This window comes from Streptomyces sp. NPDC107471 (genome assembly GCF_055582845.1).
The window spans coordinates 359518-384301 of the sequence record NZ_JBVJPC010000008.1; the positions used below are offsets into that span (position 1 = coordinate 359518).

The 24784-nt window shown below is 72.9% G+C and carries 21 protein-coding genes; 12 read left to right on the plus strand and 9 right to left on the minus strand.

Annotated features, from left to right (window positions below; all coding sequences use genetic code 11):
* Positions 1-55: 55 nt before the first annotated feature.
* Positions 56-2122 carry an MMPL family transporter gene (locus ACZ66S_RS27485; RefSeq protein WP_469904204.1) on the minus strand — a complete coding sequence of 689 codons (2067 nt, stop codon included), beginning with the start codon at positions 2120-2122 and terminating at the stop codon, positions 56-58.
* 136 nt (positions 2123-2258) lie between these two features.
* Positions 2259-2762, minus strand: coding sequence for a MarR family winged helix-turn-helix transcriptional regulator (locus ACZ66S_RS27490; RefSeq protein ID WP_469904205.1), 504 nt, complete (start codon positions 2760-2762; stop codon positions 2259-2261).
* Between the two features lie 106 nt (positions 2763-2868).
* On the opposite strand from ACZ66S_RS27490, the gene ACZ66S_RS27495 reads away from it, so the two are divergent.
* Both ACZ66S_RS27495 and ACZ66S_RS27500 read left to right on the plus strand, forming a co-directional pair.
* A complete protein-coding gene (locus ACZ66S_RS27495) occupies positions 2869-4395 on the plus strand; it encodes an SDR family oxidoreductase (protein ID WP_469904206.1) in 1527 nt (508 codons plus the stop codon).
* Positions 4396-4430: 35 nt separating this feature from the next.
* A complete protein-coding gene (locus ACZ66S_RS27500; protein WP_469904207.1) occupies positions 4431-5804 on the plus strand; it encodes a cryptochrome/photolyase family protein in 1374 nt (457 codons plus the stop codon).
* A 1-nt stretch (position 5805) separates the two neighbouring features.
* On the opposite strand, the gene ACZ66S_RS27505 is transcribed toward ACZ66S_RS27500, so the two are convergent.
* Positions 5806-6840 carry a MerR family transcriptional regulator gene (locus tag ACZ66S_RS27505; protein WP_469904208.1) on the minus strand — a complete coding sequence of 345 codons (1035 nt, stop codon included), beginning with the start codon at positions 6838-6840 and terminating at the stop codon, positions 5806-5808.
* Between the two features lie 314 nt (positions 6841-7154).
* On the opposite strand from ACZ66S_RS27505, the gene ACZ66S_RS27510 reads away from it, so the two are divergent.
* A complete protein-coding gene (locus ACZ66S_RS27510; protein ID WP_356592095.1) occupies positions 7155-7595 on the plus strand; it encodes an SPW repeat protein in 441 nt (146 codons plus the stop codon).
* A gap of 78 nt (positions 7596-7673) precedes the next feature.
* Here ACZ66S_RS27510 and ACZ66S_RS27515 read toward each other — a convergent pair whose 3' ends face one another.
* Entirely contained in the window at positions 7674-8399 is a 726-nt protein-coding gene (locus ACZ66S_RS27515) for a phosphotransferase (protein ID WP_469904209.1), read from the minus strand.
* A gap of 30 nt (positions 8400-8429) precedes the next feature.
* Here ACZ66S_RS27515 and ACZ66S_RS27520 point away from each other — a divergent pair, with 30 nt between their 5' ends.
* The 3 genes from ACZ66S_RS27520 to ACZ66S_RS27530 all read left to right on the plus strand — a co-directional run bounded on the left by ACZ66S_RS27520 (position 8430) and on the right by ACZ66S_RS27530 (position 10611).
* Positions 8430-8981, plus strand: a complete 552-nt coding sequence (locus ACZ66S_RS27520; protein ID WP_469904210.1) for a GNAT family N-acetyltransferase — start codon at positions 8430-8432, stop codon at positions 8979-8981.
* A gap of 43 nt (positions 8982-9024) precedes the next feature.
* Positions 9025-9564, plus strand: a complete 540-nt coding sequence (locus ACZ66S_RS27525; protein WP_469904211.1) for a nucleoside/nucleotide kinase family protein — start codon at positions 9025-9027, stop codon at positions 9562-9564.
* A gap of 165 nt (positions 9565-9729) precedes the next feature.
* Positions 9730-10611, plus strand: a complete 882-nt coding sequence (locus ACZ66S_RS27530; RefSeq protein WP_469904212.1) for a GNAT family N-acetyltransferase — start codon at positions 9730-9732, stop codon at positions 10609-10611.
* Between the two features lie 12 nt (positions 10612-10623).
* Here ACZ66S_RS27530 and ACZ66S_RS27535 read toward each other — a convergent pair whose 3' ends face one another.
* Both ACZ66S_RS27535 and ACZ66S_RS27540 read right to left on the minus strand, forming a co-directional pair.
* Positions 10624-11544: an NAD-dependent epimerase/dehydratase family protein gene (locus ACZ66S_RS27535; RefSeq protein ID WP_469904213.1), complete on the minus strand. Its 921-nt coding sequence runs from the start codon at positions 11542-11544 to the stop codon at positions 10624-10626.
* 71 nt (positions 11545-11615) lie between these two features.
* The gene (locus tag ACZ66S_RS27540; protein WP_469904214.1) at positions 11616-12392 is read right to left on the minus strand and encodes a GNAT family N-acetyltransferase; all 777 of its coding nucleotides are present in this window, start codon (positions 12390-12392) and stop codon (positions 11616-11618) included.
* 158 nt (positions 12393-12550) lie between these two features.
* Here ACZ66S_RS27540 and ACZ66S_RS27545 point away from each other — a divergent pair, with 158 nt between their 5' ends.
* The 4 genes from ACZ66S_RS27545 (at position 12551) to ACZ66S_RS27560 (ending at position 19937) form a co-directional block, all read left to right on the plus strand.
* Positions 12551-13030, plus strand: a complete 480-nt coding sequence (locus ACZ66S_RS27545) for a nucleoside deaminase (RefSeq protein WP_469904215.1) — start codon at positions 12551-12553, stop codon at positions 13028-13030.
* Between the two features lie 176 nt (positions 13031-13206).
* Positions 13207-17448 carry an aminotransferase class I/II-fold pyridoxal phosphate-dependent enzyme gene (locus ACZ66S_RS27550; protein ID WP_469904341.1) on the plus strand — a complete coding sequence of 1414 codons (4242 nt, stop codon included), beginning with the start codon at positions 13207-13209 and terminating at the stop codon, positions 17446-17448.
* 13 nt (positions 17449-17461) lie between these two features.
* Positions 17462-18235 carry a class I SAM-dependent methyltransferase gene (locus ACZ66S_RS27555; RefSeq protein WP_469904216.1) on the plus strand — a complete coding sequence of 258 codons (774 nt, stop codon included), beginning with the start codon at positions 17462-17464 and terminating at the stop codon, positions 18233-18235.
* Positions 18236-18314: 79 nt separating this feature from the next.
* Positions 18315-19937, plus strand: a complete 1623-nt coding sequence (locus tag ACZ66S_RS27560; RefSeq protein WP_469904217.1) for an alpha/beta hydrolase — start codon at positions 18315-18317, stop codon at positions 19935-19937.
* Positions 19938-19957: 20 nt separating this feature from the next.
* Here the strand turns inward: ACZ66S_RS27560 and ACZ66S_RS27565 are convergent, their stop codons facing one another.
* Positions 19958-20386 carry a MarR family winged helix-turn-helix transcriptional regulator gene (locus ACZ66S_RS27565; protein WP_469904218.1) on the minus strand — a complete coding sequence of 143 codons (429 nt, stop codon included), beginning with the start codon at positions 20384-20386 and terminating at the stop codon, positions 19958-19960.
* A gap of 67 nt (positions 20387-20453) precedes the next feature.
* Here ACZ66S_RS27565 and ACZ66S_RS27570 point away from each other — a divergent pair, with 67 nt between their 5' ends.
* The gene (locus ACZ66S_RS27570; protein ID WP_469904219.1) at positions 20454-20882 is read left to right on the plus strand and encodes a PaaI family thioesterase; all 429 of its coding nucleotides are present in this window, start codon (positions 20454-20456) and stop codon (positions 20880-20882) included.
* Between the two features lie 4 nt (positions 20883-20886).
* Here ACZ66S_RS27570 and ACZ66S_RS27575 read toward each other — a convergent pair whose 3' ends face one another.
* Together ACZ66S_RS27575 and ACZ66S_RS27580 are read right to left on the minus strand one after the other, a co-directional pair.
* Positions 20887-22131: an arginine deiminase gene (locus tag ACZ66S_RS27575; protein WP_469904220.1), complete on the minus strand. Its 1245-nt coding sequence runs from the start codon at positions 22129-22131 to the stop codon at positions 20887-20889.
* A 30-nt stretch (positions 22132-22161) separates the two neighbouring features.
* Positions 22162-23574, minus strand: coding sequence for a basic amino acid/polyamine antiporter (locus tag ACZ66S_RS27580; protein ID WP_469904221.1), 1413 nt, complete (start codon positions 23572-23574; stop codon positions 22162-22164).
* An 89-nt stretch (positions 23575-23663) separates the two neighbouring features.
* Between ACZ66S_RS27580 and ACZ66S_RS27585 the strand changes: the two genes are divergently transcribed.
* Positions 23664-24761 (plus strand): baeRF3 domain-containing protein, encoded by a 1098-nt coding sequence (locus tag ACZ66S_RS27585; protein ID WP_469904222.1) that lies wholly within the window; start codon positions 23664-23666, stop codon positions 24759-24761.
* The last annotated feature ends 23 nt before the right edge of the window (positions 24762-24784 follow it).

A 24784-nucleotide genomic window follows, 5' to 3' on the forward strand; every position in this document is an offset into this window, starting at 1 on the left:
TTCGCTGACGAACCGTCTCGTACCTGTCCGGTTGCCCGGGATTCGGGCGTACATGTCACACCTTCGTGGTTTCGCCGACGGCGGTCGGCCACCAGACGCGGGGTCCGATGTCGCGGACCAGGGCGGGCACCAGCAGGGACCGGACCACCAGGGTGTCGAGCAGGACGCCGAAGGCGACGATGAAGGCGATCTGGGCGAGGAAGGCCAGCGGGATCACCCCGAGGGCGGCGAAGGTGGCGGCCAGCACCACGCCGGCGGAGGTGATGACACCGCCGGTCGTGATCAGGCCGCGTGCCATCCCCTGCCGCACCCCGTGCCGCAGCGACTCCTCGCGGACCCGGGACATCAGGAAGATGTTGTAGTCGACGCCGAGGGCGACGAGGAACACGAAGCCGTAGAGCGGCACGGAGGGATCGGTGCCGGTGAAGCCGAGCACATGGCGGAAGACCAGGGCCGAAACTCCCAGTGTGGTCAGGAAGTTGAGGGCCACGGTCGCCACCAGCAGCACGGGCAGCAGCAGCGACCGCAGCAGGACGACCAGGATGAACAGGATGATCGCGAGGACCACCGGGACGATGACGGTGCGGTCGTGCTCCGCGGTGCGCAGGGTGTCGTACTGCTGGGCCGTGTAGCCCCCGACGAGGGCGTCGGCGTCCGGTACCCCGTGCAGGGCGGTGCGCAGCCGCGCGACGGTCTCCTTGGCGGTGTCGCTGTCGGGGGCCGCGGTGAGGGTCACGTCGACGCGCACCCGGCCGTCGACGACCAGCGGTTCGGCACCGGGGCGGCCGGAGGCGCTCGCGGGCGTGGCCGACGCGACCCCCTCGGTCCCGCGGGCCGCCCGGACGACCTCGGAGAGCCGGTCGGCGTCGGCGACGACCACGGCGGGGTTGCCCGAGCCGGCCGGGAAGTGCCGGCTCAGGGTCTGCTGGGCGGCCACCGAGGGGGCGTCGTCGACGAAGGTCTCGTCGAGGGGAACGCCCTTCGAGGTGAGGGCGGGGGCGAAGGCGGCACCGGCCACCAGGACGACGAGGGTGACCGCCCAGACCTTGCGGGGCGCCCGGTCGACGAGCGCGGCGACCCGGTGCCAGACGCCCTCGCGGTGGTCGTCCGCCGGGCGGGGGCGGGCGGGCCAGTAGGCGGCGCGGCCCAGCAGGGCGAGGGCGGCGGGCAGGAAGGTCAGGGAGGTCAGGACGGCGCAGGCGATGCCGATGGCACCGACCGGGCCGAGGGCGCGGTTGTTGGTGAGGTCGCTCAGCAGCAGGGCGAGGAGGCCGAGGGCGACCGTGGCCGCGCTGGCGACGATCGCCGCCCAGGAGCGGCGCAGCGCCGCCCGCGCGGCGCCGAACCGGTCGGCGTCGCGGGCGAGTTCCTCGCGGTAGCGGGCGGTGAGCAGCAGGGCGTAGTCGGTGGCCGCGCCGATCACGAGGATGGAGAGGATGCCCTGGACCTGCCCGTCGACGCGGACGACGTCGTGGTCCGCGAGGGCGTACACCACGGCGCAGGCGACGCCGAGGGCGAAGACCGAGCCGAGGATGATCACCAGCGGCAGGAGCACGCTGCGGTACACCAGCAGCAGGATGACGAGGACGACGGCCAGCGCGACGGCCAGGAGCAGTCCGTCGATGCCGGCGAAGGCGTCGGAGAGGTCGGCCTGGGTGGCGGCCGGTCCGGCGAGCTGGACGGTCGTGCCGGGGACGCGTTCGGCGGCGGACCGTATCCGTTCGAGGGCGTCGGGGAGGGTGTCACCGAGGTCGGGGCGCAGGGGGACCACCCCTTCGAGGGCCTTGCCGTCCTCGGAGGGGATCGCGGGCGACACCTCGCCGGCGACTCCGGGTGCGTCGGCGAGGGAGGTGAGCGCCCGGTCGGCGTCCGCCTTGTGGTCGGCCACCGCGCCGCCGGTCCAGACGACGATCACGGGCAGGGTCTCGTTCTGCCGGAACCTCTTCTGCTCGGCGATGACCGCGGTCGACTCGGCGCTGCGCGGCAGGAAGGCCGCCTGGTCGTTGGTCGCGACCTCGCCGAGACGGCCCGCGAAGGGACCGAGGACGCCTCCGGCGACGAGCCATACGGCCAGCAGGAGGAGCGGGATGAGCACACGGGTGCGGCGGGCGGCGGGGGACATCGGTCTCCAGGGTTCGGGGACATGTAACTCGATGAAAAACAATCTCAATCATTGAGTTACATCATGTCGGTGATCGTAGACGACGCCTGTGCTTCTCCCGTCACCCGGTCGGCGGATGCGCCCGCGGCGGGCGGATTCAGCCGCCGGTCGGCCGCGCGGCGGAGAGTTCGTCGTTCAGCGCCTCGAGGAAGCGCACCACCACCGTCAGTTCCTGCTCGCCGAACCGGGAGCGGGCGGCCTCGGTCGCCTCGGCCAGCGGACGGAAGTACGACCGTGCGGCCGCCCGGGCCTCCGGAGCGTAGTGGAGGTGGACGACCCTGCGGTCGGCGCTCTCCCGGACCCGGCGGATGTGGCCCGCCCGCTCCAGCCGGTCCACGCACGCGGTCACCGCGCCCGAGGTGAGCCCGAGGTGGCGGCGCAGCCCGCCGGGGGTCATCGGCTCCTCCGCGTCCATGATCGCGGCGAGCGCCTGGATGTCGGTGGCGTGCAGCCCGTGATCGCCCGCGAAGCCCTGGACGAGGCGGTTGATCTCGCCGTTCATGCGGCGCAGCCGGACGGCGAAGGCGTACAGGTCGGTCGGCGCCCCGCCCGTGCCGGACTCCGGGCGCTCGTCCTGTTCCCGCTGGTTCGCTGTGGCCACGTGATCAGCGTATAGAAGCCCCGCGCTCCCGCGGGCCCGGGCCGCATCCGAACCGGATCCCGCGGTCGAAGTGATCAGCAGGGGGCGACAGGAAGGGCGGAGGGCGATGGAGCAGGACGACGCGCGCGCGGGACTGCGGTGTCTGGTGACCGGTGCCACCGGGTACATCGGCGGACGCCTGGTTCCCGAACTGCTCGACGCGGGGCACCGCGTTCGGTGTCTGGCCCGCTCCCCCGACCGGCTGCGCGACCATCCCTGGGCCGGCCGGGCCGAGGTGGTCGCCGGCGACGTGACCGACGCCGCGTCCGTGGCCCGGGCCCTGGACGGGGTGGACGTGGCCTACTACCTGGTGCACGCGATGAGTTCGGGCAAGGGTTTCGAGGAGACCGACCGCAGGGCCGCCCGGATCTTCGCCGAGCAGGCCCGCGCGGCCGGTGTGCGGCGGATCGTGCACCTCAGCGGGCTCATCCCGGCGGGTGTGCCCGAGCACGAGCTCTCGCCGCATCTGCGGTCCCGCGCGGAGGTCGCCCGCATCCTGCTCGACTCGGGGGTCCCGACCACGATCCTGCGCGCGGCCGTCGTCATCGGCTCGGGTTCCGCCTCCTTCGAGATGCTGCGCTACCTGACCGAACGCCTGCCCGTCATGGTCACCCCGAGCTGGGTGCACACCCGCATCCAGCCCGTGGCGGTCCGCGACGTGCTGCGGGCCCTGGTCGCCGGCGCCACCATGCCCCCGGACGTCGACCGGGCCTTCGACATCGGCGGGCCGGAGGTGCTGACGTACCGGCAGATGATGCTCAGGTACGCGGCGGTCGCCGGGCTGCCGCGCCGGGTCATCCTCCCGGTACCGGTGCTCACCCCCGGCCTCTCCAGCCACTGGGTGGGTCTGGTGACGCCGGTGCCCGCCTCGATCGCGCGGCCGCTGACCGAGTCCCTGCGGCACGAGGTGGTCTGCCACGAGAACGACATCGCCCGCCATCTCCCCGGCCCGCCCGCACCCCCGATCGGCTTCGACGAGGCCGTACGCCTGGCTCTGCAACGGGTGCGGGACGCACGGGTCACCACCCGGTGGTCGTCCGCGTCGGTGCCCGGCGCCCCCAGCGATCCACTGCCCACCGACCCCGACTGGGCCGGCGGAAGCCTCTACAGCGACCACCGGGAGCTCCCGGTCGAGGCCTCGCCCGAGGCGCTGTGGCGGGTCGTGGAGGGCATCGGCGGCGAGAACGGCTGGTACTCCTTCCCGCTCGCCTGGGCGGTGCGGGGCTGGCTGGACCGGCTGGTCGGCGGGGTCGGGCTGCGCCGGGGCCGCCGGGACGCGGCACGGCTGCGGGTCGGCGACTCGCTGGACTTCTGGCGGGTGGAGGCGATCGAGCCGGGCCGGCTGCTGCGGCTGCGGGCGGAGATGCGGCTGCCGGGTCTGGCCTGGCTGGAGATGGGCGTGGTGACCGACGAGGGCGGCCGCACCCGGTACCGGCAGCGCGCCCTGTTCCATCCGCACGGACTGCTCGGCCATGCCTACTGGTGGAGCGTCTCGCCCTTCCACGCGATCGTCTTCGGCGGCATGGCCCGCAACATCGCCCGCGCCGCGGCGAGTCCGACGGCTCGCGCCCCTGAGCACGCCCCCGTCCACTGACCCCCGGCTCCTTCCCGCATCCCGGAGTACGCGCCATGAGCATCTCGGTCGTCCTGTTCACCTGCGACCTGCGTCTGCACGACCATCCGTCGCTCGCGGCGGCCCTCGACGGCACCGAGCGGGTCGTCCCGCTGTTCGTGCGGGACCGGGCCGTGGACGCCGCGGGCTTCGCCGCCCCCAACCGGCTGGCGTTCCTCGTCGACTGTCTGCGCGACCTCGACGCCGGTCTGCGCGAGCGGGGCGGCCGGCTGGTGCTGCGCTCCGGCGACCTCGTCGACCAGGTGCGCAAGGTCGCCGCCGAGGCGGACGCCGACGAGGTGCACATGGCCTCCGACGTCAGCGCGCACGCCCACCGGCGGGAGGAGCGGCTGCGCCGGGTCCTGGAGGCCGAGGGGGTGCGCCTCCACGTCCACGACAGGGTGGCCACGGCCGTCGCCCCCGGCGAGGTGGTCCCGGTCGCCTCGGACCACTTCGCCGTGTTCACGCCGTACTTCCGGCGCTGGTCCGAGCAGCGGCTGCGGGAACCGCTCGCGGCCCCGCGGTCCGTGCGGGTCCCGGACGGCGTCGACTCCGAGCCGCTGCCGTCCCGCGACGACCTGTCCGGGCTCTCGGAGGGACTGGCCGCGGGCGGTGAGACGGAGGGCCGCAAGCGGTTCACCGCCTGGCTGCGGAGCGGTCTGGCCGGGTACGGGGACAGCCACGACGACCTGGCCGGCGACGCGACCTCCCGGCTCTCCCCGCACCTGCACTTCGGCACCCTCTCCCCCGTCGAGCTCGTCCACCGGGCGCGCCGGGCGGGCGGTCCGGGCGCGGAGGCCTTCGTACGGCAGCTCGCCTGGCGCGACTTCCACCGGCAGGTGCTCTCGGGCCGGCCGGCCGCGGCCACCGCCGACTACCGTGACCGGCACGACCGTTGGCGCTCCGAGCGGACCGCGGGCGAGGACATCGAGGCGTGGAAGGCGGGCCGCACCGGCTACCCGATCGTCGACGCGGCGATGCGCCAGCTCCGCCACGAGGGGTGGATGCACAACCGCGGCCGCCTGCTGACCGCGAGCTTCCTCACCAAGACGCTGTACGTGGACTGGCGGATCGGCGCCCGGCACTTCCTGGACCTGCTGGTGGACGGGGACCTCGCCAACAACCAGCTCAACTGGCAGTGGGTGGCGGGCACGGGCACCGACACCCGCCCCAACCGGGTCCTCAACCCGGTCATCCAGGCCAAGCGGTACGACCCCGACGGCACGTACGTCCGCCGCTGGGTGCCCGAACTGGCCGCGCTGGAGGGGGCCGTGGTGCACGAACCGTGGAGACTGCGGGGCCCGGACCGCGCCGCGCTGGACTACCCGGAACCGATCGTGGAGCTGTCCGAGGGGCTCGCCCGCTTCAAACAGGCGCGCGGCCGCGACTGATTCAGGCGGGCGGTTCCGCCGCGTACAGCCGGGCCAGCGAGTCCAGGGCGTCCTGGAAGGTCGTCGGCCGCAGCATTCCCTGGCCGGAGCGGCCGAGCCAGCCGGCCCCGCCCAGCATCACCACGGGCCTCGTGCGGGCGCCCTTCACGCCCCACTGGGCGCCGGCGATGTGCCGGGCCAGCGGCAGGCTCGCCGTGGAGCGGGCCTGCGCCCACAGGACGACGGCCGCCGGGCCGAGCCGGTCCACCGCGGCGGTCAGCGCCTCCACGGGTACGGCGGCCCCGAACATCCTGGTGGGCACGCGCAGTTCGTTCAGACCGGCGTTGAGGGCCTCCAGCGCCAGCGTGTGCTGCTCGCCGGGGACGCAGGCCAGCACGACCGGCCCGGGTCCGAGCGTGTCGCCCTGTCGGGCCGGTGGCCGGGTGCAGCGACGCAGAGCGGTGGACATGTGCCAGGACAGCAGGTGCTCGACCTCGACGTAACGGTCCCCGGACGAGGCCCACTTGCGTCCCACCGCGTGCAGCGTGGGCACCATCACCTCCTGCCAGGCGACGGCGATGCCGTGGGTCTCGACGGCCGCGGCCAACTGCTCCTCCACGGCGGGCGCGTCCAGGCGGACGGCGGCGCGGGCGAGACCGCGGCACTCCTGCCGCACATCGCCCAGCGGGAGCGTGCCGGCCGCCCGGGAGCGGGGCCGGGTCGCGGGTTCGGGCGCGCTCGGCGGGACCGCGCCGGCGCCGGGCCCCGGTGCCGCCGAGTCCTTCGCCGCGCGGGCCGCCTCGGCGGGCGGCACCCCCGCGGAGGTGAGCCGGCACATCGACTCCAGCACGGCGATGTCCTGCGGGGTCCAGCGGCGGTGCCGGCCGTCGGTGCGGACGGCGGGGCCGATGCCGTAGCGGCGGTCCCAGGAGCGCAGCGTGGTGGGCGACACCCCGAGCCGCCGGGCCAGGGCCCCGGTGGTGAGACTCGTCGCGATGTCGGGGAGGGCCGGTTCCGGCCGCTCCTCCAGAACCCCGCCGTCCGGTATGCCGCTCATGGAGCGACTATACGACGCAGAACCGATGCGAGTTGATGACCATGGTCCCGGGCCGGAACCATGGCGGCACGGTGGCCGCGCGAGCCGCGGGCTCGTCCTCGCTTTCGACGCGGAAGCGGTGCGCCGATCATCGGCCCGGCCGCGCAGGGCGCCCGGCTCACCGTCCGCCCCTCGGAGGGAGTCGGCGCTCTGCCGGGGGGCGGACCTGGTCACCTCTACACATAAAGGGGAAATAAGCGCAGAATGTATCCAGGCGGCGCTTACCGCACTCCGCACCAGACGCGGCCGGGCCAGTGAGTTCGAAGGAGACGATCATGGCCAACGTCTCGCACCCCAGAGGTGACATCAGCAGCCACCCCGACGCACCTGAAATGCGGGAGCGCTACGCCCGCATGCTCGGCGGTCGCGATGTGGCCCTCGTGGACGGACCGGTGTTCCTGCTCGGTCTGTACTGCGCCGTGTCCCCCTGGATACTCCACTACACGACGAGCCAGCCCGCGCTCGTGACCCACAACCTGATCGTGGGCATAGCGATCGGTCTGCTGGCCCTCGGATTCACCCAGACCCCCGAGCGCATGTACGGCCTGAGCTGGGCCTTCTGCGCGGTCGGCATCTGGATGATCATCGCCCCCTGGGTCGTCGGCGACAGCCCCGACACCGGTGTGGCGCTGAACAACATCATCATCGGCGCCCTCGCGGTGATCCTGGGGCTGATGTGCACCGTCACGGCGGCGAAGAGCGCCCCGAGGCCGTAGCGGTCCCCTCGGCACGGCGGACGGCAGGGCCGGCCCACCGGACGTGGGCCGGCCCTGCGCATGTCACCTGTGGGGTCGTCACATCAGGAAGGCACCGAGCGCGTCACGGTGCCCCGCGACCCACTCCCGCGCGGCCCGCACCTCCGCCACGACCCCGCGCTCGCGCAGCCCGGTCATGGCCGGCTCCCCCCGCAGCGCGCCCGCCTCGATGCCCCTCCAGCACCGGTCCTGCCACCACAGGACCGTGTCCAGCAGGCCGTCCCGCTCGTCGAGGCCGTAGGCGTCGCAGAGCAGCCGGACGCGGCGGGCGGTCTGCCCTACGTCCCTTACGCCCGGCCCCAGTTCCAGGTACTGCCAGCACACGTGGGCGAGGTCGTGCACCCGGTCACCGGGGGCGGCGAGGTCCCAGTCGATGAACGCGACGGGCCGCCCGTCGGCGTACACGGTGTTCTTCGGCGCGAGGTCGTTGTGGCACACCACGTCCCGGTCCCCGGCGAGCGCTGTTCCGTGGGTCAGGTCGTGGAAGGCGCGGACCAGCCCGGCGACCTCCGCGAGGGCCTCGTCGGTCCGGGCCGCGGCGCGCTCGTCCGGAGTCACGGCGGCCTCGCCCTCGACGAAGTCGAAGATCTCCCTGCCGAGTTCGTCCACACCGAGGAACCGCGGCGCGCCCGGCCACCCCGCACTCTCGAACAGGGACAGCAACTCCCGCACGTAAACCGACCGTTGGGACGGCGGGCGCCGAACGGTGTCGCCGACCCGGACGACCTCGTTGACCGCACCGCCACCGAGCACCGACTCCTCCATCCGACCCCCTCCCTGGGGCAGGATCGGCCCATGGACACGAACCGAACCCTCACCCTCCTCCCACCCGTGCGCCTCGAAGGCTACGGCGTCGAGCTGCGCGAGTGGACGGACGCCGACCTCGCCGACCTGGTCGCGCTCTACGACGATCCCGAGATGGCCCGGTGGACCCCCGTGGCCTCGCCGTTCGACCTGGACGCGGCGCGCGCCTATCTCGCCGGGGCCCGGCAGGGGCGGGCAGAGGGACGGAAGGTCCAGTTGGCCGTCACCACCGACGGGATCCGCCCCCGGGGTGAGGTGCTGCTGTTCCTCAGCGGTCCCGACGAGCGGGACGTGGAGCTCGCCTACGGCGTCGGCCCGGCCCACCGGGGGCAGGGGCTGGCCGCGCGGGCGGTGCGGCTGGCCGCCGAGTACGCCGTCCGGGACGTCCGGCCGCGCCGGGTGGTGCTGCGCATCGACGCCGCCAACGCGGCCAGTGAGGCGGTGGCCCGGTCCTGCGCCTTCGAGCTCGCGGACGAACCGCCGGTCCGCAGGGTGTCGCGGGGCCGCGAGATCGTCCTGCGCACCTGGCGGCTGTGCGCCTGAAATCCCGTGGCCCGGCGGGGACATGGGGTGCCACCCTCGCCGTATGGAGCACGCGGAGGTACTGCTCGTCGGGGGACGGGCCGGGGTCGGCAAGACGAGCGTGGGCTGGGAGGTCTCGGCGCGACTGCGGGCCGCTCGGGTCGCCCATGCCGTGATCGACGGGGACTTCATGGGGCAGGTGCATCCGGCCCCCGAGGGCGATCCCCACCGGGCCGCCATCGGCGAGCACAACCTGACCGCCGTGTGGGGGAACTACGCCGACCTCGGCTATCGGCGCCTCGTCTACGTGAACACCGTGAGCGTGCTGGAGACGGGCATGTTCCGGCGGGCGATGGGCGACGGCGTGCGGATCGTGCGGGTCCTGCTCACCGCGACCGACGAGACGGCCGAGCGGCGGCTGACCGGGCGGGAACTCGGCTCCGAACTGGAGCGGGAGCTGCGCGGCAGCGCCCGCAAGGCACGGATGCTGGACGAGCGTGCGCCCGCCGGCACGCTGCGCGTGGCGACCGACGGGCGCACGGTGCCCGACATCGCGGCCGAGGTGACAGCCGCCACCGGGTGGGTCCCGGCGCGGGTCGGTTGACGGTCAGTGCCGTCTCGCTGATGCGAGGACGGGTACCACGCGCATGGCTGCACGTTGACCGGAGGGCCGATGCGCCACGGTCCAGCGGCTAATCCCGTTGCGAACGCCGGGGCCTGACGGCAGGCTTCAAGCGCCCGCCCACCCCTCCCCTCGACGGAGACCCGCTTGTCCTTCGACATCACCCCGCTCGCCGACCCCGAAGCCTCCGTCTCCAGTCGCCGGCTGGCCTGGCTGGCCTCCGGGGACGACGGGGTCCCGCTCGGCTCGGCCTTCCTGCGGTTGTTCACGAAGGAGGGGCAGGAGCATCTCGCCGAACTCCAGCTCGCGGTGCACGGCGCCGAGCGTCGGCAGGGCGTCGGAACCCGGCTCCTGGCGGCCGCCGTGGACGCGGCGAAGGCGGAGCGGCGACGGTCGGTGATCGCGCAGGCCGTCCAGGGCTCCCCCGCCGACCTGTTCCTCGCCGCACGCGACTTCCGGCCGGTCCTGACCCTCACGTACGCCCGGCTCCCGCTGGCCGACGTCGACCGAGCCGCCCTGCAGGCGCTCGTCGAAGTGCCCCACCCCGGCTACCGGTTGACCGCGTGGGACGGCACCGTGCCGGACGCGCTGGCGCGGTCCTTCGCACAGTCCCGGCGCGCGATGGACGACATGCCGATGGAGGGCACGGACTTCGGCACGGTCGTCTGGGACGTGGACCGGGTGGTCGCGGCTGCGGAGGCCGTCGCGCGGCGCGGCGAACTGCTGCACACCGTCGCCGTCCTGGACGCGACGGACGGCGGTGTGGTCGGCTTCTCGGAACTCGTCGTGCCCGGCGACGGGTTGGGCGACGGCCAGCACTACGGCACCGCCGTGCTCCCCGAACACCGTGGGCGCGGACTGGCCCGCTGGATGAAAGCCGCGGCCGTGCACCACGCCTTGGCACGGCACCCGGCGCTGTCCGGCCTCCGTACCGACACCGCGGCGAGCAACCGGCCGATGCTCGCCGTCAACGACTCGCTCGGCTATCTGCCCACGCACAAGGCCGTGGAGTACCAGCTCGACCTGTGACCACCGGGTCGTTCACCCCGTCGCGGCCCGCAGTGCCGCCAGACCGTCGCGGCTGGAGGGGTACCTGGGCGTCCAGCCCAGCTCCCGCTCGGCCTTGGCCGCCGACACCCGCATGCTCGACGCGAACATGGTGTGCACATAGGCCATCGGCCTGGTCGTCCACAGCGGTACCGTCAGCGGCTTCGGCACCCCGAACTCCTCGGCCACGCACAGCAGATGGGCCCGGAATCCGAGCGGGTCGCCGTCCACGACGTTGTACGCCTGCCCCGGGCGCCCGTGTGCGACGGCGGCGGCCACCGCGCGGGCCGCGTCCGTGAGCTCGATCCACGGCAGGACCCGGCCGCGGTCGGCGGGGGCGGGCAGTTGCCGACTGCGCAGCAGGGGCAGGAGCGCCTCGGTGCCGCCGGGGCCGTAGAAGAGCCCGAAGCGGAGCGCTATGCCCTCCAACCCGGGCGTTCCGAAGGTGAGTTGCTCCTTGGTGCGCATGCCGGCGAGGTGCCGTTCGAGCCGCGGGTCGGTGCCGCGCGGGCCGAAGTCGTCGTCCTCGGTGATCAGTCGGTCGCCGAAGTCGCCGTAGCCGTATCCGAAGACCATCGACTCGCTGACGAAGCGGCGGGCCCCGGTGGCCCGGGCTGCCTCGATCAGATGCGCGGTGCCCTGGACGCGCAGGGCGTCGGTGGCGTACATGTCGCGATGGCGCAGGGGCGGCTTGCGCAGGGCGGTCGCCGCGTGCACGACCGTGTCGAAGCGCTGTCCGTCCACGGCACGCAGCAGGGCGTCGCGGTCCATGAGGTCGGCCCGCACACCGTTGCCCGCGCTCCGGCCGAGGCCGGTGACCTTGTGACCCGCGTCGGTCAGCGCCGTGCTGATGTGGCGCCCGAGGACGCCGCTCGCGCCCGCGAGGAGGATGCTCTGGCTCTGGTCCGTCTTCATACCGGTGCGACGGAGGGGGCGGGCCGGGATGTGACATCCGGGCCCGCCGGGCTCCGGTGAGCCGCCCTGGGCTACGGCTGGTACACGTGCGGCTGCGTGATCGTCAGCGGCTCGAACCCGAGGCGTTCCAGGATGGGGCGGCTGGTGGCCATCGCGTCGACCTGGAGGTAGCGGTAGCCCCGCTCCACGGCGGCGCGGGCGCGGTGGGCGACCAGGGCGCGGTAGATGCCACGGCCGCGCCAGCCCTCGACGGTGCCGCCGCCCCACAGCCCGGCGAAGCGGGTGCCGGGCACGAGTTCCATCCGGGCCGCGCTGACCGGCACGTCACCGGCGAGCGCGACCACCGCGACCACGGTGTCGGGGTCGTCCCGGAGCCGGGCGAGCAGTTGGTGCCGCAGCCGGGAACTGTCGGTGCCGAAGGCCTTCTCGTGCACGTCCGCCACGAGGTCGACGCCCGCGCGGTCGGTGACCGGGAGGAAGCGCACCCCCTCGGGCGGCTCGACGTCCAGGGTGAGGTCGGCGACCTCGGCGATCATCAGCGTCTCCTCGGGCTCGGGGGTGAACCCGGCCGCCCGCAGCCGCTGCCCGAGATCGACGGGCAGGTCGTGGCCGTACAGCTTCCACTCGAACTCCCGGCCCAGCCCGGTGTAGTACGCGATCTGCTCGGCGATCGCCGCGTCGGCGCTCGCCTCGTCCAGGTCGGACCAGACGACGCCGTTCCAGCCGTGTTCCGCGGCGACCTGCCGGACCACCCCGCCGACCCGCTCCACACGCGCCCCGGGACCGTCCGGCTGTGCGCCTTCGCGCATGTCCCGGTCGTAGAGGGCGAGTACCGCAACATGATCCATGTGCTCACTTCACCACCCGGACGCCCGCGCGGCAACGGCGTTTACGGCCGCAGGGCAGGCGGTGGGCCGGTAAAGGCGGGACCGCGGCCGGTCGGGGAGGCGCGGTGGACCGGCGGCCCGCGTTTCCGCCGGAGCCGCGATGATCCTAGGCTCGGCTCATGGTCGTGAAGGAAACCGAACTGCCGTATCTGCGCCGCTGTGTCGAGCTGGCCGCCGAGGCGCTGGAGGCCGGGGACGAACCGTTCGGGTCGGTCCTGGTGGGCGCCGAGGGCGTGATCCTCGCCGAGGACCACAACCGCGTGGCCTCCGGTGACCGTACCCGCCACCCCGAGTTCGAGCTGGCCCGCTGGTCGGCGGCGCACCTGACGCCCGAGGAGCGGGCCGCGGCCACCGTGTACACCTCCGGCGAGCACTGTCCGATGTGCGCCGCCGCGCACGCCTGGGTGGGCCTGGGACGCATCGTGTACGTCGCCTCGTCCGCGCAACTGGCCGCATGGCTGCACGAGTGGGGGGTCCCGGCACCGCCGGTGCGGACCCTGCCGGTCGGCGAGATCGCCCCCGGTGTGACCGTGGAGGGCCCGGTGTCCGAGTTCACGGAACGTGTACGACAGTTGCACCACCGGTTCCACCGGGGCTGACCGCGCCTCTCCGGGATGCAGGCCGTCACCCCCGTGCCTACGATCGAAAGATCCCGGACCAGGTGGAAGACCCGGTCTCCTCCAGTGGCCAGTGGGGGGAGGCGCTCGCCTTGCAGTCGGCACGCCGGGCGACGTACGGCCATCTCTGTCTGGTCGCCGTCGCCACGCTCCTCTACATGACGATCCCTGCCGCGCGCACACCGCTGTGGGCCGTGATCGGCCTCTCCGGTGTCTGCGCGGTGCTCGTCGGCGTCCGACTGCACAAGCCCGCCCACCGCTGGCCCTGGTGGACGCTGGCGGCGGGCCTGCTCACCTTCATCACGGGAGACACGTACTACAACGTCATGGAGGAGTACTTCGACGCCTCCAACCCCTTCCCCTCCCCCGCCGACGCCAGCTACCTCGCCACCTACCCGCTCTTCGCGGCCGGCCTGTACGGCCTCATCCGCTACCGGTGGGCGGGCCACGACCTGCCCAGCCTGCTCGACGCCCTCATCTTCACCGCGGGCCTCGCCCTGCCCGTGTGGGTCTACCTGGTGCAGCCGCTCACCGAGGTCGAGGGCCTGACCTGGCAGCAGCGGGCCATCAGCATCGCCTACCCGCTCGGGGACGTGCTGGTCCTCGCCCTGCTGGCCCGGCTGCTGACCCCGAACCCGGTGGACGGGCCCAACCGGTCGGTACAGCTCCTGGTGGTCGGCACGCTGACCCTGCTCGGCTTCGACATCGCCTACGGCATCCTCCAGCTCAACTCCCTGTGGCAGGCCGGCACCCTGCTGGACTCCGGGTGGATCGTCTTCTACACGGCCTGGGGCCTGGCCGGACTGCACCCCTCCATGGCCGCGCTCACCGCCGCCAGTCCCCAGCGGCAGGCCCCTCTTCCGCCGCCCCAGCGGCTGGTGATGCTGGCGGCGGTCACCCTCATCGCGCCGGGGATGCTGCTGTACGAGGCGGTCACCCACAGCGCCCACCACGCGGCGGTGATCGGCGCCTTCTCGGCCGTGCTGTTCCTGTTGGTCATCCTGCGCCTGGCGGGCATGGTGGTGGCCCACCGGGGCGCGGTGGCCCGCGAACTGGCCCTGCGCCGGGCGGCCGGGTCCCTGGTGTCCGCGGTCCGGCAGCAGGACGTCGTACGGTCCTGCGAGGCGGCCGTCGCCATGCTCCTGGGGCCGGCGGTCCGCCACCGCACCCTCGTGCTGTCGGCCGAGGAGGCCGCGCCCCTGCATCCCCGTGAGGCCCGCCGGGCGGACCCCGCGGACCTCGGACCCGACCTCGCGGACCGGCTGGACGGCCTCCCCGCGGTCCAGGTGTGCCCCATGACCTCGCCCGACCGCCCGGCCGCCCAGGATCCCGGCGTCCTGCTGGTCGCCGGCCCGCCGGGCCCGCTCACCGAGACCCACGGCTCCCTGGAGATCCTCGCCTCCCACGCCGGGCTGGCCATGGAACGCGTCCTGCTGCGCCAGGAGGTGATCCGCCGGGAGAGCGAGGCCTACTTCCGCACCCTGGTGCGCAACACCTCCGACGTCATCCTGATCGTCGAGGACGACAACACCATCCGGTACGCCAGCCCCTCCGCCGCCGCCGTGTTCGGCACCGCGGACCTCGTCGGCACCTCGCTGCCGGACCTGGTGGACCCCCGCGACCGCCGCCGGGCGGCCCGTGAACTGACCGCCGTACGCGACCACGGGCCGCGCGTCTCCCACGACCACTGGTGGGTGCGGCACCGGTCCGGGCGGGTGGAGGTGGAGGTGCGGTGCAGCGACTTCCGCGACGAGCGGACCGTGGCCGGCCTGGTGGTCACCCTGCGCGACGTGACCGAGCAGCGCAGGCTGGAGCACGAGCTGACGCAGCGCGCCTTCCACGACTCGCTCACCGGTCTGCCCAACCGGACGCTGCTCCTGGAGCGGATCGAACGCGCCCTGCTGCGCGGGCGCCGCGAGTCGTCCCTGACCTGTCTGCTCTTCATCGACCTGGACGACTTCAAGCAGGTCAACGACACCATGGGGCACTCGGCGGGCGACCACCTCCTGCTCGACGTCGGCAACCGGTTGACCCGCACCCTCCGGCGCACCGACACCGCGGCCCGGCTGGGCGGCGACGAGTTCGCCGTCCTGATGGAGGACGCCCGGCAGCCGCTCGACGCCGAACTGCTGGCGGCCCAGGTGGTGCAGACCCTCACCAGGCCCTTCGTGCTCGGCGACGAGTCGGTCACCGTCTCGGCCAGCGTGGGCGTGGCCACGGCCCGCGACAGCACCGACGCCGAGGAACTGCTCGGCCACGCCGACCTCGCCCTGTACGCGGCCAAGGCGGCGGGCAAACGGCAGTGGCGGCGCTACCGGCCGATGCTGCACGCCCGCATGGTCGAGCGGCACGACCTGCAGAGCCGGCTCGCCCGGGCGGTCGCCGCGCAGGAGTTCGCCCTGCGCTACCAGCCCGTCGTGGACATTGACGCGGGCGAGGTGGTCGGCTTCGAGGCGCTGGTGCGCTGGCCGCGGGCCCCGCACCAGCCGGTCTCCCCCGAGCAGTTCATCAGCCTCGCCGAGGAGACCGGGCACATCGCCCCGCTGGGGTCGTGGGTGCTGGAGAACGCCGTCGTCGACATCGCGGGTCTGCAACGGCTCCGGGCGCCCGCGGCTCCGCCGTACGTGAGCGTGAACGTGTCCGCGCGGCAGTTCCGCGACACCGGGTTCGTGGACCAGGTCGGCCGGGCGCTGCGGACCCCGGGGCTGGCCCCCGGTTCCCTCCAGCTAGAGCTGACGGAGACGGTGCTGCTGCGCCGGGACGCCCAGATCCAGCGCGTGCTGCAGTCCCTCAAGGAGCTGGGGGTGCACATCGCGGTCGACGACTTCGGCACCGGGTTCTCCTCGCTGCGCTACCTGCGGGACTTCCCCATCGACGTACTGAAGATCGACAAGTCGTTCATCGACGACATCACGCGCGACGCCCGGCAGGTCGCCCTCGTGGAGGGGATCGTCCGCATCGCCGACACGCTCGGCCTGCAGGTGATCGCCGAGGGCATCGAGGACCCGGCGCAGCGGGACATGCTGGCCGCGATGGGGTGCCGGTTCGGGCAGGGCTTCCTGTTCGCCCGGCCCATGACGGTGGAGCAGAGCGAACGGGTGCTGCGCCAGGACGGCGGCCGCTTCACACCGGGTTCCGCCGGCACGAACGGGCGCCCGGCCCGCCGCTCCGCGCCCTCGGCCGTCGCCGAGAAGCGCACGGCGGACCTGGAGCATCTGCGGCGCACCAGCCCGATGAGCGACGCGGTCATCGACGAGGTGCGCGGCCGCCGCATCCGTTGCCGCGACCACTGGCTCAGCGACTTCGCCTCCTGCAACTACCTCGGCTTCGACTGGGACCCGGAGATCGCCGCCCGCATCGATCCCGAGGTGCAGCGGTGGGGCACCCACCCCAGTTGGTCGCGGCTGCTGGGCAGTCCGCGGCTGTACCCGGTGCTGGAGGAGCGCCTCGCCGCGCTGCTGGGCGCCCCCGACACCCTGCTGCTGCCGACGCTGACCCTCATCCACGCCTCGGTGATCCCGGTCCTCGCCGACGACGGTCATGTCTTCGTCGAGGCCAGCGCGCACCGCACGGTGTACGACGGCTGCGTGGTCGCCCGCGGCCAGGGCGCCACCCTGCACCGCTTCCACGCCGAACGGCCCGAGGAACTGGACGCGCTGCTCTCCTCGGTGCCCGCCCGCACCACCCGGCTGGTCTGCATGGACGGCGTGAACAGCATGACCGGCAACATCCCCGACCTGCCGGTGCTGGCCGCGCTCTGCCGCGAGCAGGGCGCGACGCTGTACGTCGACGACGCGCACGGCTTCGGACTGATCGGGGAGCGCGCCCCGGACGAGCCGTGTCCCTACGGCCGGCGCGGCAACAGCGTGGTGCGGCACACCGGGGAGTCGTACGACGGGATCGTGCTGGCCGGCGGGTTCTCCAAGGCGTACTCGTCGCTGCTCGCGTTCCTCGCGCTGCCCACCGGTCTCAAGAACCGTCTCAAGACGACCGCGGCGCCCTATCTGTACTCCGGTCCCTCGCCCACGGCGTCGCTGGCCACCGCGCTGGCCGGGCTGGAGGTCAACGACCTGAGGGGGGACGCGCTGCGGGCCGATCTGTACCGCAAGACCATGCGGGTACTCGACCATCTCGCGGACCTCGAGGTGGGCACTCTCAACACCGACCGGCTGCCCATCGTGGAGATCCCGCTGGCCGACCCGGCCGACCTCGACGCGGTCGCCGCGTTCCTGTGGGAGGAGGGCATCTACGTGACGCTCGCGGCCCATCCGCTCGTGGCCCGGGACCGGGTCGGTTTCCGGGCGCAGATCACGGCGCTCAACACCGACGAGGACATCGACCGGCTGAACGCCGCGCTGACCGGGCTGGCGGGGCGCTTCCGGCTGCGGCCGCGGACCTGAGGAGGTGGCTGCGATGGTGACGACGCACAACGACGACGTGGACTGGGACCGCTGGCCGGTCGCCGACTACCTCGCCGAGAACTACCGGGAGCTGCATCCCGCGGACGCCGAGGTGATCGCCCACCACTCCGCGTTCTACCGGCGCCTGCCCCCGGGCGGGGTCGCGCGCTCGGTGGAGTTCGGCGCGGGGCCCAACCTGTACCCGCTGATCCTCGCGTCCGCGGCGAGCCGGCACGTGGACGCCGTCGAGGCCGGCGCGGGCAACGTGGCCTATCTGCACCGGCAGATCGTCTGCGGTCCGGACGCGAGCTGGCTGCCGTTCCACACCCTGTGCCGGCGTCTCAACCCCGCTCTGCCGCGAACTCTCGCGGGGTCGCTGGCGCAGGTGCACGTCGTGCACGCGGACGTCCGGGACCTGGAGCCGGGCGGGTACGGGCTGGCGTCCATGCACTTCGTCGCCGAGGGGGCCACGGAGGACTTCGCCGAGTTCGCCGACTTCTGCCGGGCGTTCGCCCGCTGTGTGGAGCCGGGCGGTTATCTGGTGGCCGCGTTCATGGAGAACATGCCGACCTACCGCATCGGGCCGACCTCGCGCTGGCCGGGCTGTCCCGTGTCCCCGGAGTCCGTCACAAAGGTGTTCGCACCGCTCACCCGGGAGCTGTCCGTCACCCGCGTCGACGCCGATCCGACGCTGCCGGACTACGGGGACTCCGGGATGGTGCTGCTCACGGCGGTGACACGGGACGGGCGAGGCCGGGCGGGCACGGACGGCAGGCACGCTCCGTGATCCCGCTCGTCCGGAGGCGTACCGCCACAGGGCCGCTTATCGTGATCGAGGGCGCCGATGGGCGTCCTTGGAGGCATGGATGCTCGCCAAGGTGACGAGGCGGCGATGCGCCGTGTCCGGAGCCGTGGGGCTGGCCCTGCTCGGCGCCGGGCTGCCGGCCGTGGCCGCGGACGGCTCCGGACCTGACCTGTCGCGCTTCTACCACCAGAAGATCAAGTGGTCGAAGTGCGTGGGCCTGGAGACACCGAAGGACCTGCAGTGCGGGAAGGTCACGGTGCCCCTCGACTACACGAAGCCCCGCGCGGGCAGCCTCGACCTGGCGCTCGCCCGCTACCGGTCCACGGCCCGGCACAAACGCGGCTCGGTGCTGATCAACTTCGGCGGCCCGGGCGGTGCCGGCGTCCCCGCGCTCGCGGCCGGCGGCGACGACTTCATGGGCCTGACCGACGAGTACGACGTGGTGTCCTTCGATCCGCGCGGCGTGGGCAGGTCCTCCCCGGTGAGCTGCGGCGCCGGCACCGACGAGGCGCTGGCGGCCACCGACGACGAGACGGCCGTCGCCCAGGACCCGCGGTCGGTGCTCGGCAGGCTCCGGGACGCGGCCGCCCAGTGCGCCGAGCACTCCGGGCCCGTGCTCCGGCACATCGGCACCGTGAACGTCTCGCGCGACCTGGACGTCATGCGCCAGGCCCTCGGCGACACGAAGCTCAACTACCTGGGCTTCTCCTACGGCAGCCGGCTCGGGGCGGTGTACGCGGCCCAGTTCCCGAAGAAGGTGGGCCGGCTGGTGCTGGACGGGGTGGACACCCTGACCGAGCCGCTGGCCGAGCAGGGCAGGGCGGGCGCCGCCGGACAGCAGACGGCTCTGGAGGACTTCGTCGACTGGTGCGTGAAGGACATCGCCTGCCCGTTCGGCACTGACGCGCGCGGCGCCCGGGAGCAGGTCCTGCGCCTGGTGGCGTCGCTGGACGAGGACCCGGTGCCGACGGACTTCGGCCCCGCCTTCACCGGACAGGACCTCGTGGGCGCCATCAGCCAGGCCCTGTACAGCGAGGATCTGTGGCCCTCGCTGGAGCGGGCGCTCGCCGAGCTGGTGGAGGACGGCGACACGACGGGGGTCCTGAGTTTCGCGGGCGGCGGCTCCGGTTTCCTCACCCGCACCGGTTCCCTGACCCGCACCGGTGTTCCCGCCCGCGCGCGTCCGCCCTCCGACGACCCGACGCACACGCCCCTGTCCGACGTCGAGGACGTGCCCCTCGACAATCTTCCGGCGGCGCTGATGGCGGTCAACTGCGCGGACGATCCCGACCGCCCCGGCGCCGACCGGATCGCCGGGGACCTGACCCGGCTGCGCACCGCCTACGAACAGGCGTCCCCGGTGTTCGGCCGCTACCGGCTCACCGAGTACCTCATGTGCTACGGCCGCCCCAAGGGCACCGACTTCATCCGTGAGAAGGTCCGCGACGTGCCGACCCCGAAGATCCTGCTCGTGGGCACCCGGGGCGACCCGGCGACGCCGTACCGCTGGGCGGAGGAGACCGCCGAGCGGCTCGGCGACTCGGCCGTGGTCCTGGACAACAAGGGCGAGGGCCACACCGGTTACGGCTCCTCCAAGTGCGTGCACCGCAAGGTCGACGACTTCCTGCTGTACGGCAACCTGCCGCCCGACGGCAGCTCGTGCGGGGCCGAGAGCGACGACTGAGAGGCTGGCGGAACGGCCCCCTAGGAGTCCCAGTGGGCGAGCCGGTGCATGGCCGTGGCCGCGCCGGTGAAGCCGTCCTCGCCGAGCAGCTCGCGCAGTTCCGCGTTGAAGCGGTCGATCTCCGGTTGCGCGGCCCGCAGGGCGTCGGTTCCGGCGTCGGTCAACTCCAGAACCACGGCCCGGTGTTCGCGCGGGTGCGCGTTCTTGGTGACGAGGCCCGCCGTGGTGAGCCGGCCGACCAGACCGGTCACCGCCGACTCGCGCAGGCCGAGCGTGCGGGCGAGGCCCTGCTGGGTGAGGCCGGGCTCGTCGTGCACGGCGAACAGCGCGCCGAGCTGGGCCGTGGTGACGCCCGCGGCGGCCAGGCAGCGCCGGTCCGCGGTGGTGCGCAGGCGGTGTGCGGCCCGCTGGAGCAGGAAGTAGAGACGCTGGTCGTCGGGCTCGGGCATGGGCCGATGTTGACAGACGCACACGGTGCGCGCCAGTCTCACTTCACTAGCGAAGTGAGGTGGGGGCATGGAACGGACCCTGGACCTGGAACTCGCCCGGAAGGTCCTGGCGGACCAGCCCTTCAGCAGGCTGGTCGGCGCCCGGCTGACCGCCTTCGAGGAGGGCGGGGCGACCCTCGAGTTCGACATCCGCGGCGACCTGCTCCAGCAGCACGGCACCGTGCACGGCGGGGTGCTCGGGTACGCGGCGGACAACGCCCTCACCTTCGCGGCGGGTTCGGTGGCCGGCCCGGCGGTGACCACCGCCGGTTTCGCCATCGATTTCCTGCGGCCGGCCCGCGGGCAGGTGCTGCGGGCCCGCGCCCGGGTCGTCCGGGCCGGCCGCACCCGCGTGGTGTGCCGGTGCGAGCTCAGCACCGTGGACGCGGACGGCGCCGAGACCCTGTGCGCGGTGGCGCAGGGCTCGATCGCCGTGCTCGAACCGCTCCCGGCGTGAGCGGTCAGAACTCCACCGGGTCCCGCACGATCGGGCAGGTCATGCAGTGCCCGCCGCCCCGGCCGCGCCCCAGTTCGGCGCCGACGATGGTGACGACCTCGATGCCGGCCTTGCGCAGCAGCGTGTTGGTCTGGGTGTTGCGGTCGTAGGTGAAGACCACACCCGGTTCCAGGGCGACGGCGTTGTTGCCGCTGTCCCACTGCTGGCGCTCGGAGGCGTAGATGTCCCCGCCGGTCTCCACGACCCGCAGCTCCGACAGCCCGAGGGCCTTGGCGACGACGTCGACGAAGGCCGCCGAGCCCTCGTCGACGACCTCGACGCCGGGCGCCTTGTCACCGGGCCGGAGGGAGAAGGTGTGGACGGCCTCCATGATGGCCGGGTAGAGGGTCACCAGGTCGCGGTCGGCGAAGGTGAAGACGGTGTCCAGGTGCATCGCGGAGCGCAGCTTGGGCATGCCGGCGACGACGACGTGCTCGGCGGCGCCGTTCGCGAACAGGGCGGCGGCCACCTGGGTGATCGCCTGCCGGGAGGTGCGTTCGCTCATGCCCATCAGCACGACGCCGTTGCCCACCGGCATGATGTCGCCGCCCTCGAACGTCGCCTGTCCCCAGTCGAGTTCGGGGTCTCCCCACCAGACCGTGGCGCCCGTGCAGTCGGGGTGGAAGGCGTAGACGGCCTTCATCAGCAGCGTCTCGTCGTGCCTGGCGGGCCAGTACAGCGGGTTGAGGGTGAGACCGCCGTAGAGCCAGCAGGTGGTGTCCCGGGTGTAGAGCGTGTTGGGCAGCGGCGGCATCAGGTACTCGCGGACGCCGGTCGACTCGCGGGCCAGCGCGATGTGGGCGGAGCGGTACTCCTCGGGCAGGTCGGTGGTGGCCAGGCCGCCGATCAGGTAGCGGGCGAGCCGGTCGGGTTCGAGGGTCTCCAGGTAGGCACGGGTGCCGTCGATGAGGCCGATGCCGACCTCGTTGGCCACGATCTTGCGGTCGAGGAGCCAGTCCCTGGCCCCGGGGACCGCCATCGTCTGCGCGAGCAGGTCGTGCAGCTCGACGACGTTCACGTCCCGCTCCCGCAGCTTGTTGACGAAGTCGGCGTGGTCGCGCTGGGCGTTCTCCACCCACATGACGTCGTCGAAGAGCAGGTCGTCGGAGTTGGTGGGGGTGAGTCTGCGATGTGCGAGCCCGGGCGCGCAGACCAGCACCTTGCGCAGCCTTCCGACCTCGGAGTGGACGCCGTATGCGGTACTGGTCACGAGGTGCACCTTTCCGAGCACGTGCGAGGGTCAGAGACTGATCCAGCCCAGGGTCAGGGCGACGATCCCGAGGACCGCGCCGGCGATCGAGACGCCGAGGATGACGAGTTCGCGTGCCGAGAACAGCCGTCTGCCCTGCTCCCTGCGGGCCATCACGAACAGCGCGGTGGCGGGGGCGTAGACGATGAAGGAGACGAGGACGAACTTCAGGCCGGCGGCGTAGATGAGGAACGCGGTGTAGAGGGTGGCGAGGACGGCGACCACCAGCTCGCCGCGCACGCCGATGCGCACCGCGAACGCGGCCGCCAGCAGGAAGGGGATCAGGGTCAGCGCGCTGGTGAGGTCCAGGGCGAAGTTGAAGGCGTCGTCCGAGAACAGGGTGACGACGAGGAAGAGCTGGCTGAGCAGGGTGCTCAGCACCAGCGCGGGCACCGGGACGTCGGCCGCCGTCGAGCGCTTGAGGAACCGCGGCATGTCGTCGTCCTTGGCCGCCACGAACAGCACTTCGGCCGCCATCAGCGTCCAGGCGAGGTAGGCGCCGAGCACGGAGACGATCAGGCCGACGCTCACGAACACCTTGCCCCAGGTGCCGACGGCGTGTTCCAGGACGCCCGCCATGGAGGGCTGGCGCAGCTCGGCGATCTCGCCCATCGGCATCAGGCCGTACGACACGACCGTCACCGAGGCGAAGATGGCGAAGACGCTGAGGAAGCCGAGCACGGTGGCCCTTCCGACGTCCTCGCGGCGGCGTGCGTGCCGGGAGTAGACGCTGGCGCCCTCGACTCCCAGGAAGACGAAGACCGTTGCCAGCATGGTCCCTTTGACCTGCTGGAACAGTGAGCCCGCGTAGTCGGCGCCGCTGAAGTTGTCGGCGAACACGGACGGCTTGAGGTAGAAGAGCGCGAGGACCACGAAGAAGAGGATCGGCACCACCTTGGCGATGGTGACGATCCTGTTGATGGCCGCCGCCTCCTTCACGCCCCGGCTGATGAGCGCGAAGAACAGCCACAGGCCGACCGAGGAGAGCACCACGGCCAGCACGGTGTCGCCCTCGCCGAGCGCGGGCGCGAGGGTGCCGATCGTCGACATGATCAGCACCCAGTACGTGACGTTGCCGACGCAGGCGCTCGCCCAGTAGCCGAACGCCGCGAAGAAACCGAGGTATTCACCGAAGCCGGCCTTGGCGTAGGCGTACACACCGGCGTCGAGGTCGGGGCGGCGGACGGCGAGGCTCTGGAAGACGAAGGCCAGCATCAGCATGCCGGTACCGGCCACGGCCCAGGCGATGAGCGCCCCGGCCACGCCCGTCTCCTGGGCGAACCGGCGGGGCAGCGAGAAGACTCCGGCGCCGACCATGGAACCGACGACCATCGTGGTCAGCGTGGGGAGGCTCAGTTTCGCCGGGGTGGCGGGGGCCTGGGTCTCGATGTCGTTCTTTGCCATGAGATCATCACGTTAACAACGAAATACCCTGGTTGCCCGATCAAGTTGCCCCAAATGCCTGATCGGCGGATCGGTCCTATGGTGCTGTTATGGAGCACGCACTCAGCCCTGCGACCCTCTCCGAACTGCGCCGACCGCGCACCTATCCGGCGGTGTCCGTGCTGACGCCGACGCACCGCCGTGAACCGGAGAACGCCCAGGATCCGGTCCGGCTGCGCAATGTGGTGGCCGAGGCCAAGAAGCAACTGGAGGCCGATCCCGCGGTCCCCCGGGAGCGGCGCATCGACGTCGTCCGACAGCTCGACCAGGCTCTCGCCGAGGTCGATCTGACACACGCCGAGGACGGACTGGTGATCTACGCCGCGCCGGGCGAGCACCAGGTGTGGTCCGTGGCCCGCGCCGTTCCGGAGCGCGTGGTGCTCTCGGACACCTTCCTGACCCGCAACCTCGTCTCCGCACAGGCCTCCGAACGGCCGTTCTGGGTGCTGTCGGTCTCGGCCGACGGTGCCACTCTGTGGAACGGCGGCGTAGACCGGGTCACCGAGCACCGGGCCGGCGGCTTCCCGCTGACCAGGACGCGGGTGAACTTCGACGCCGAGCGCCTGGAGCGGATCGGCGACATGCCGAGCACCTTCCGGGACGAGGACACCCGGCACTTCTTCCGGGACGTCGACGCCGCCCTGGCGAAACTCCTGCGCGAGGAGCCCCGCCCGCTCTACGTCACGGGCGAGACCGGGGCGCTGTCCGCGCTGGACGACGTCGGCAGCGTCACGAAGGACGCGGTGCACGTGCCGCACGGCGGTCTCACGCACGGCACCCCGGACGCGGTGTGGCAGGCGGTCGCCCCGCTGGTCGCCGCGGAGGCCCGCAAGAGCACCGACGCGGTGACCCGGGAACTCGAATCGGCGCGCGGGCGGCGGGCGTTCGCGGCCGGCGTCGACGAGATCTGGCAGAGCGCCCGGGAGGGCCGGGTACGACTGCTGGCCGTCGAGGAGAACTACCGGGTGACCGTCCGCGACGAGGGCGGCGACCATCTGGTCCCGGCCGAGAGCGGCGACCTCGACGCCCGCGAGGACATCGTGGACGAGATCGTCGAGCAGTGCCTGGAGACCGGCGCCGACGTGCGCTTCGTCCCGGACGGCACGCTGGGCGGCGCCGACGGGATCGCGGGCGTGCTGCGGTACTGAGCCGCAGCGGTCACCGAGTCACC

Bases quoted from the DNA above. Each gene is read 5' to 3' on its own strand.
- ACZ66S_RS27550 (WP_469904341.1), top strand. From the start codon at position 13,207: ATGACGATCCCTGCCGCGCGCACACCGCTGTGGGCCGTGATCGGCCTC.
- ACZ66S_RS27570 (WP_469904219.1), top strand. From the start codon at position 20,454: ATGGAACGGACCCTGGACCTGGAACTCGCCCGGAAGGTCCTGGCGGAC.
- ACZ66S_RS27545 (WP_469904215.1), top strand. From the start codon at position 12,551: ATGGTCGTGAAGGAAACCGAACTGCCGTATCTGCGCCGCTGTGTCGAG.
- ACZ66S_RS27515 (WP_469904209.1), bottom strand. From the start codon at position 8,399: ATGGAGGAGTCGGTGCTCGGTGGCGGTGCGGTCAACGAGGTCGTCCGG.
- ACZ66S_RS27540 (WP_469904214.1), bottom strand. From the start codon at position 12,392: ATGGATCATGTTGCGGTACTCGCCCTCTACGACCGGGACATGCGCGAA.
- ACZ66S_RS27525 (WP_469904211.1), top strand. From the start codon at position 9,025: ATGGAGCACGCGGAGGTACTGCTCGTCGGGGGACGGGCCGGGGTCGGC.
- ACZ66S_RS27520 (WP_469904210.1), top strand. From the start codon at position 8,430: ATGGACACGAACCGAACCCTCACCCTCCTCCCACCCGTGCGCCTCGAA.
- ACZ66S_RS27535 (WP_469904213.1), bottom strand. From the start codon at position 11,544: ATGAAGACGGACCAGAGCCAGAGCATCCTCCTCGCGGGCGCGAGCGGC.
- ACZ66S_RS27495 (WP_469904206.1), top strand. From the start codon at position 2,869: ATGGAGCAGGACGACGCGCGCGCGGGACTGCGGTGTCTGGTGACCGGT.
- ACZ66S_RS27510 (WP_356592095.1), top strand. From the start codon at position 7,155: ATGGCCAACGTCTCGCACCCCAGAGGTGACATCAGCAGCCACCCCGAC.
- ACZ66S_RS27555 (WP_469904216.1), top strand. From the start codon at position 17,462: ATGGTGACGACGCACAACGACGACGTGGACTGGGACCGCTGGCCGGTC.
- ACZ66S_RS27565 (WP_469904218.1), bottom strand. From the start codon at position 20,386: ATGCCCGAGCCCGACGACCAGCGTCTCTACTTCCTGCTCCAGCGGGCC.
- ACZ66S_RS27585 (WP_469904222.1), top strand. From the start codon at position 23,664: ATGGAGCACGCACTCAGCCCTGCGACCCTCTCCGAACTGCGCCGACCG.
- ACZ66S_RS27500 (WP_469904207.1), top strand. From the start codon at position 4,431: ATGAGCATCTCGGTCGTCCTGTTCACCTGCGACCTGCGTCTGCACGAC.
- ACZ66S_RS27485 (WP_469904204.1), bottom strand. From the start codon at position 2,122: ATGTCCCCCGCCGCCCGCCGCACCCGTGTGCTCATCCCGCTCCTCCTG.
- ACZ66S_RS27505 (WP_469904208.1), bottom strand. From the start codon at position 6,840: ATGAGCGGCATACCGGACGGCGGGGTTCTGGAGGAGCGGCCGGAACCG.
- ACZ66S_RS27580 (WP_469904221.1), bottom strand. From the start codon at position 23,574: ATGGCAAAGAACGACATCGAGACCCAGGCCCCCGCCACCCCGGCGAAA.
- ACZ66S_RS27560 (WP_469904217.1), top strand. From the start codon at position 18,315: ATGCTCGCCAAGGTGACGAGGCGGCGATGCGCCGTGTCCGGAGCCGTG.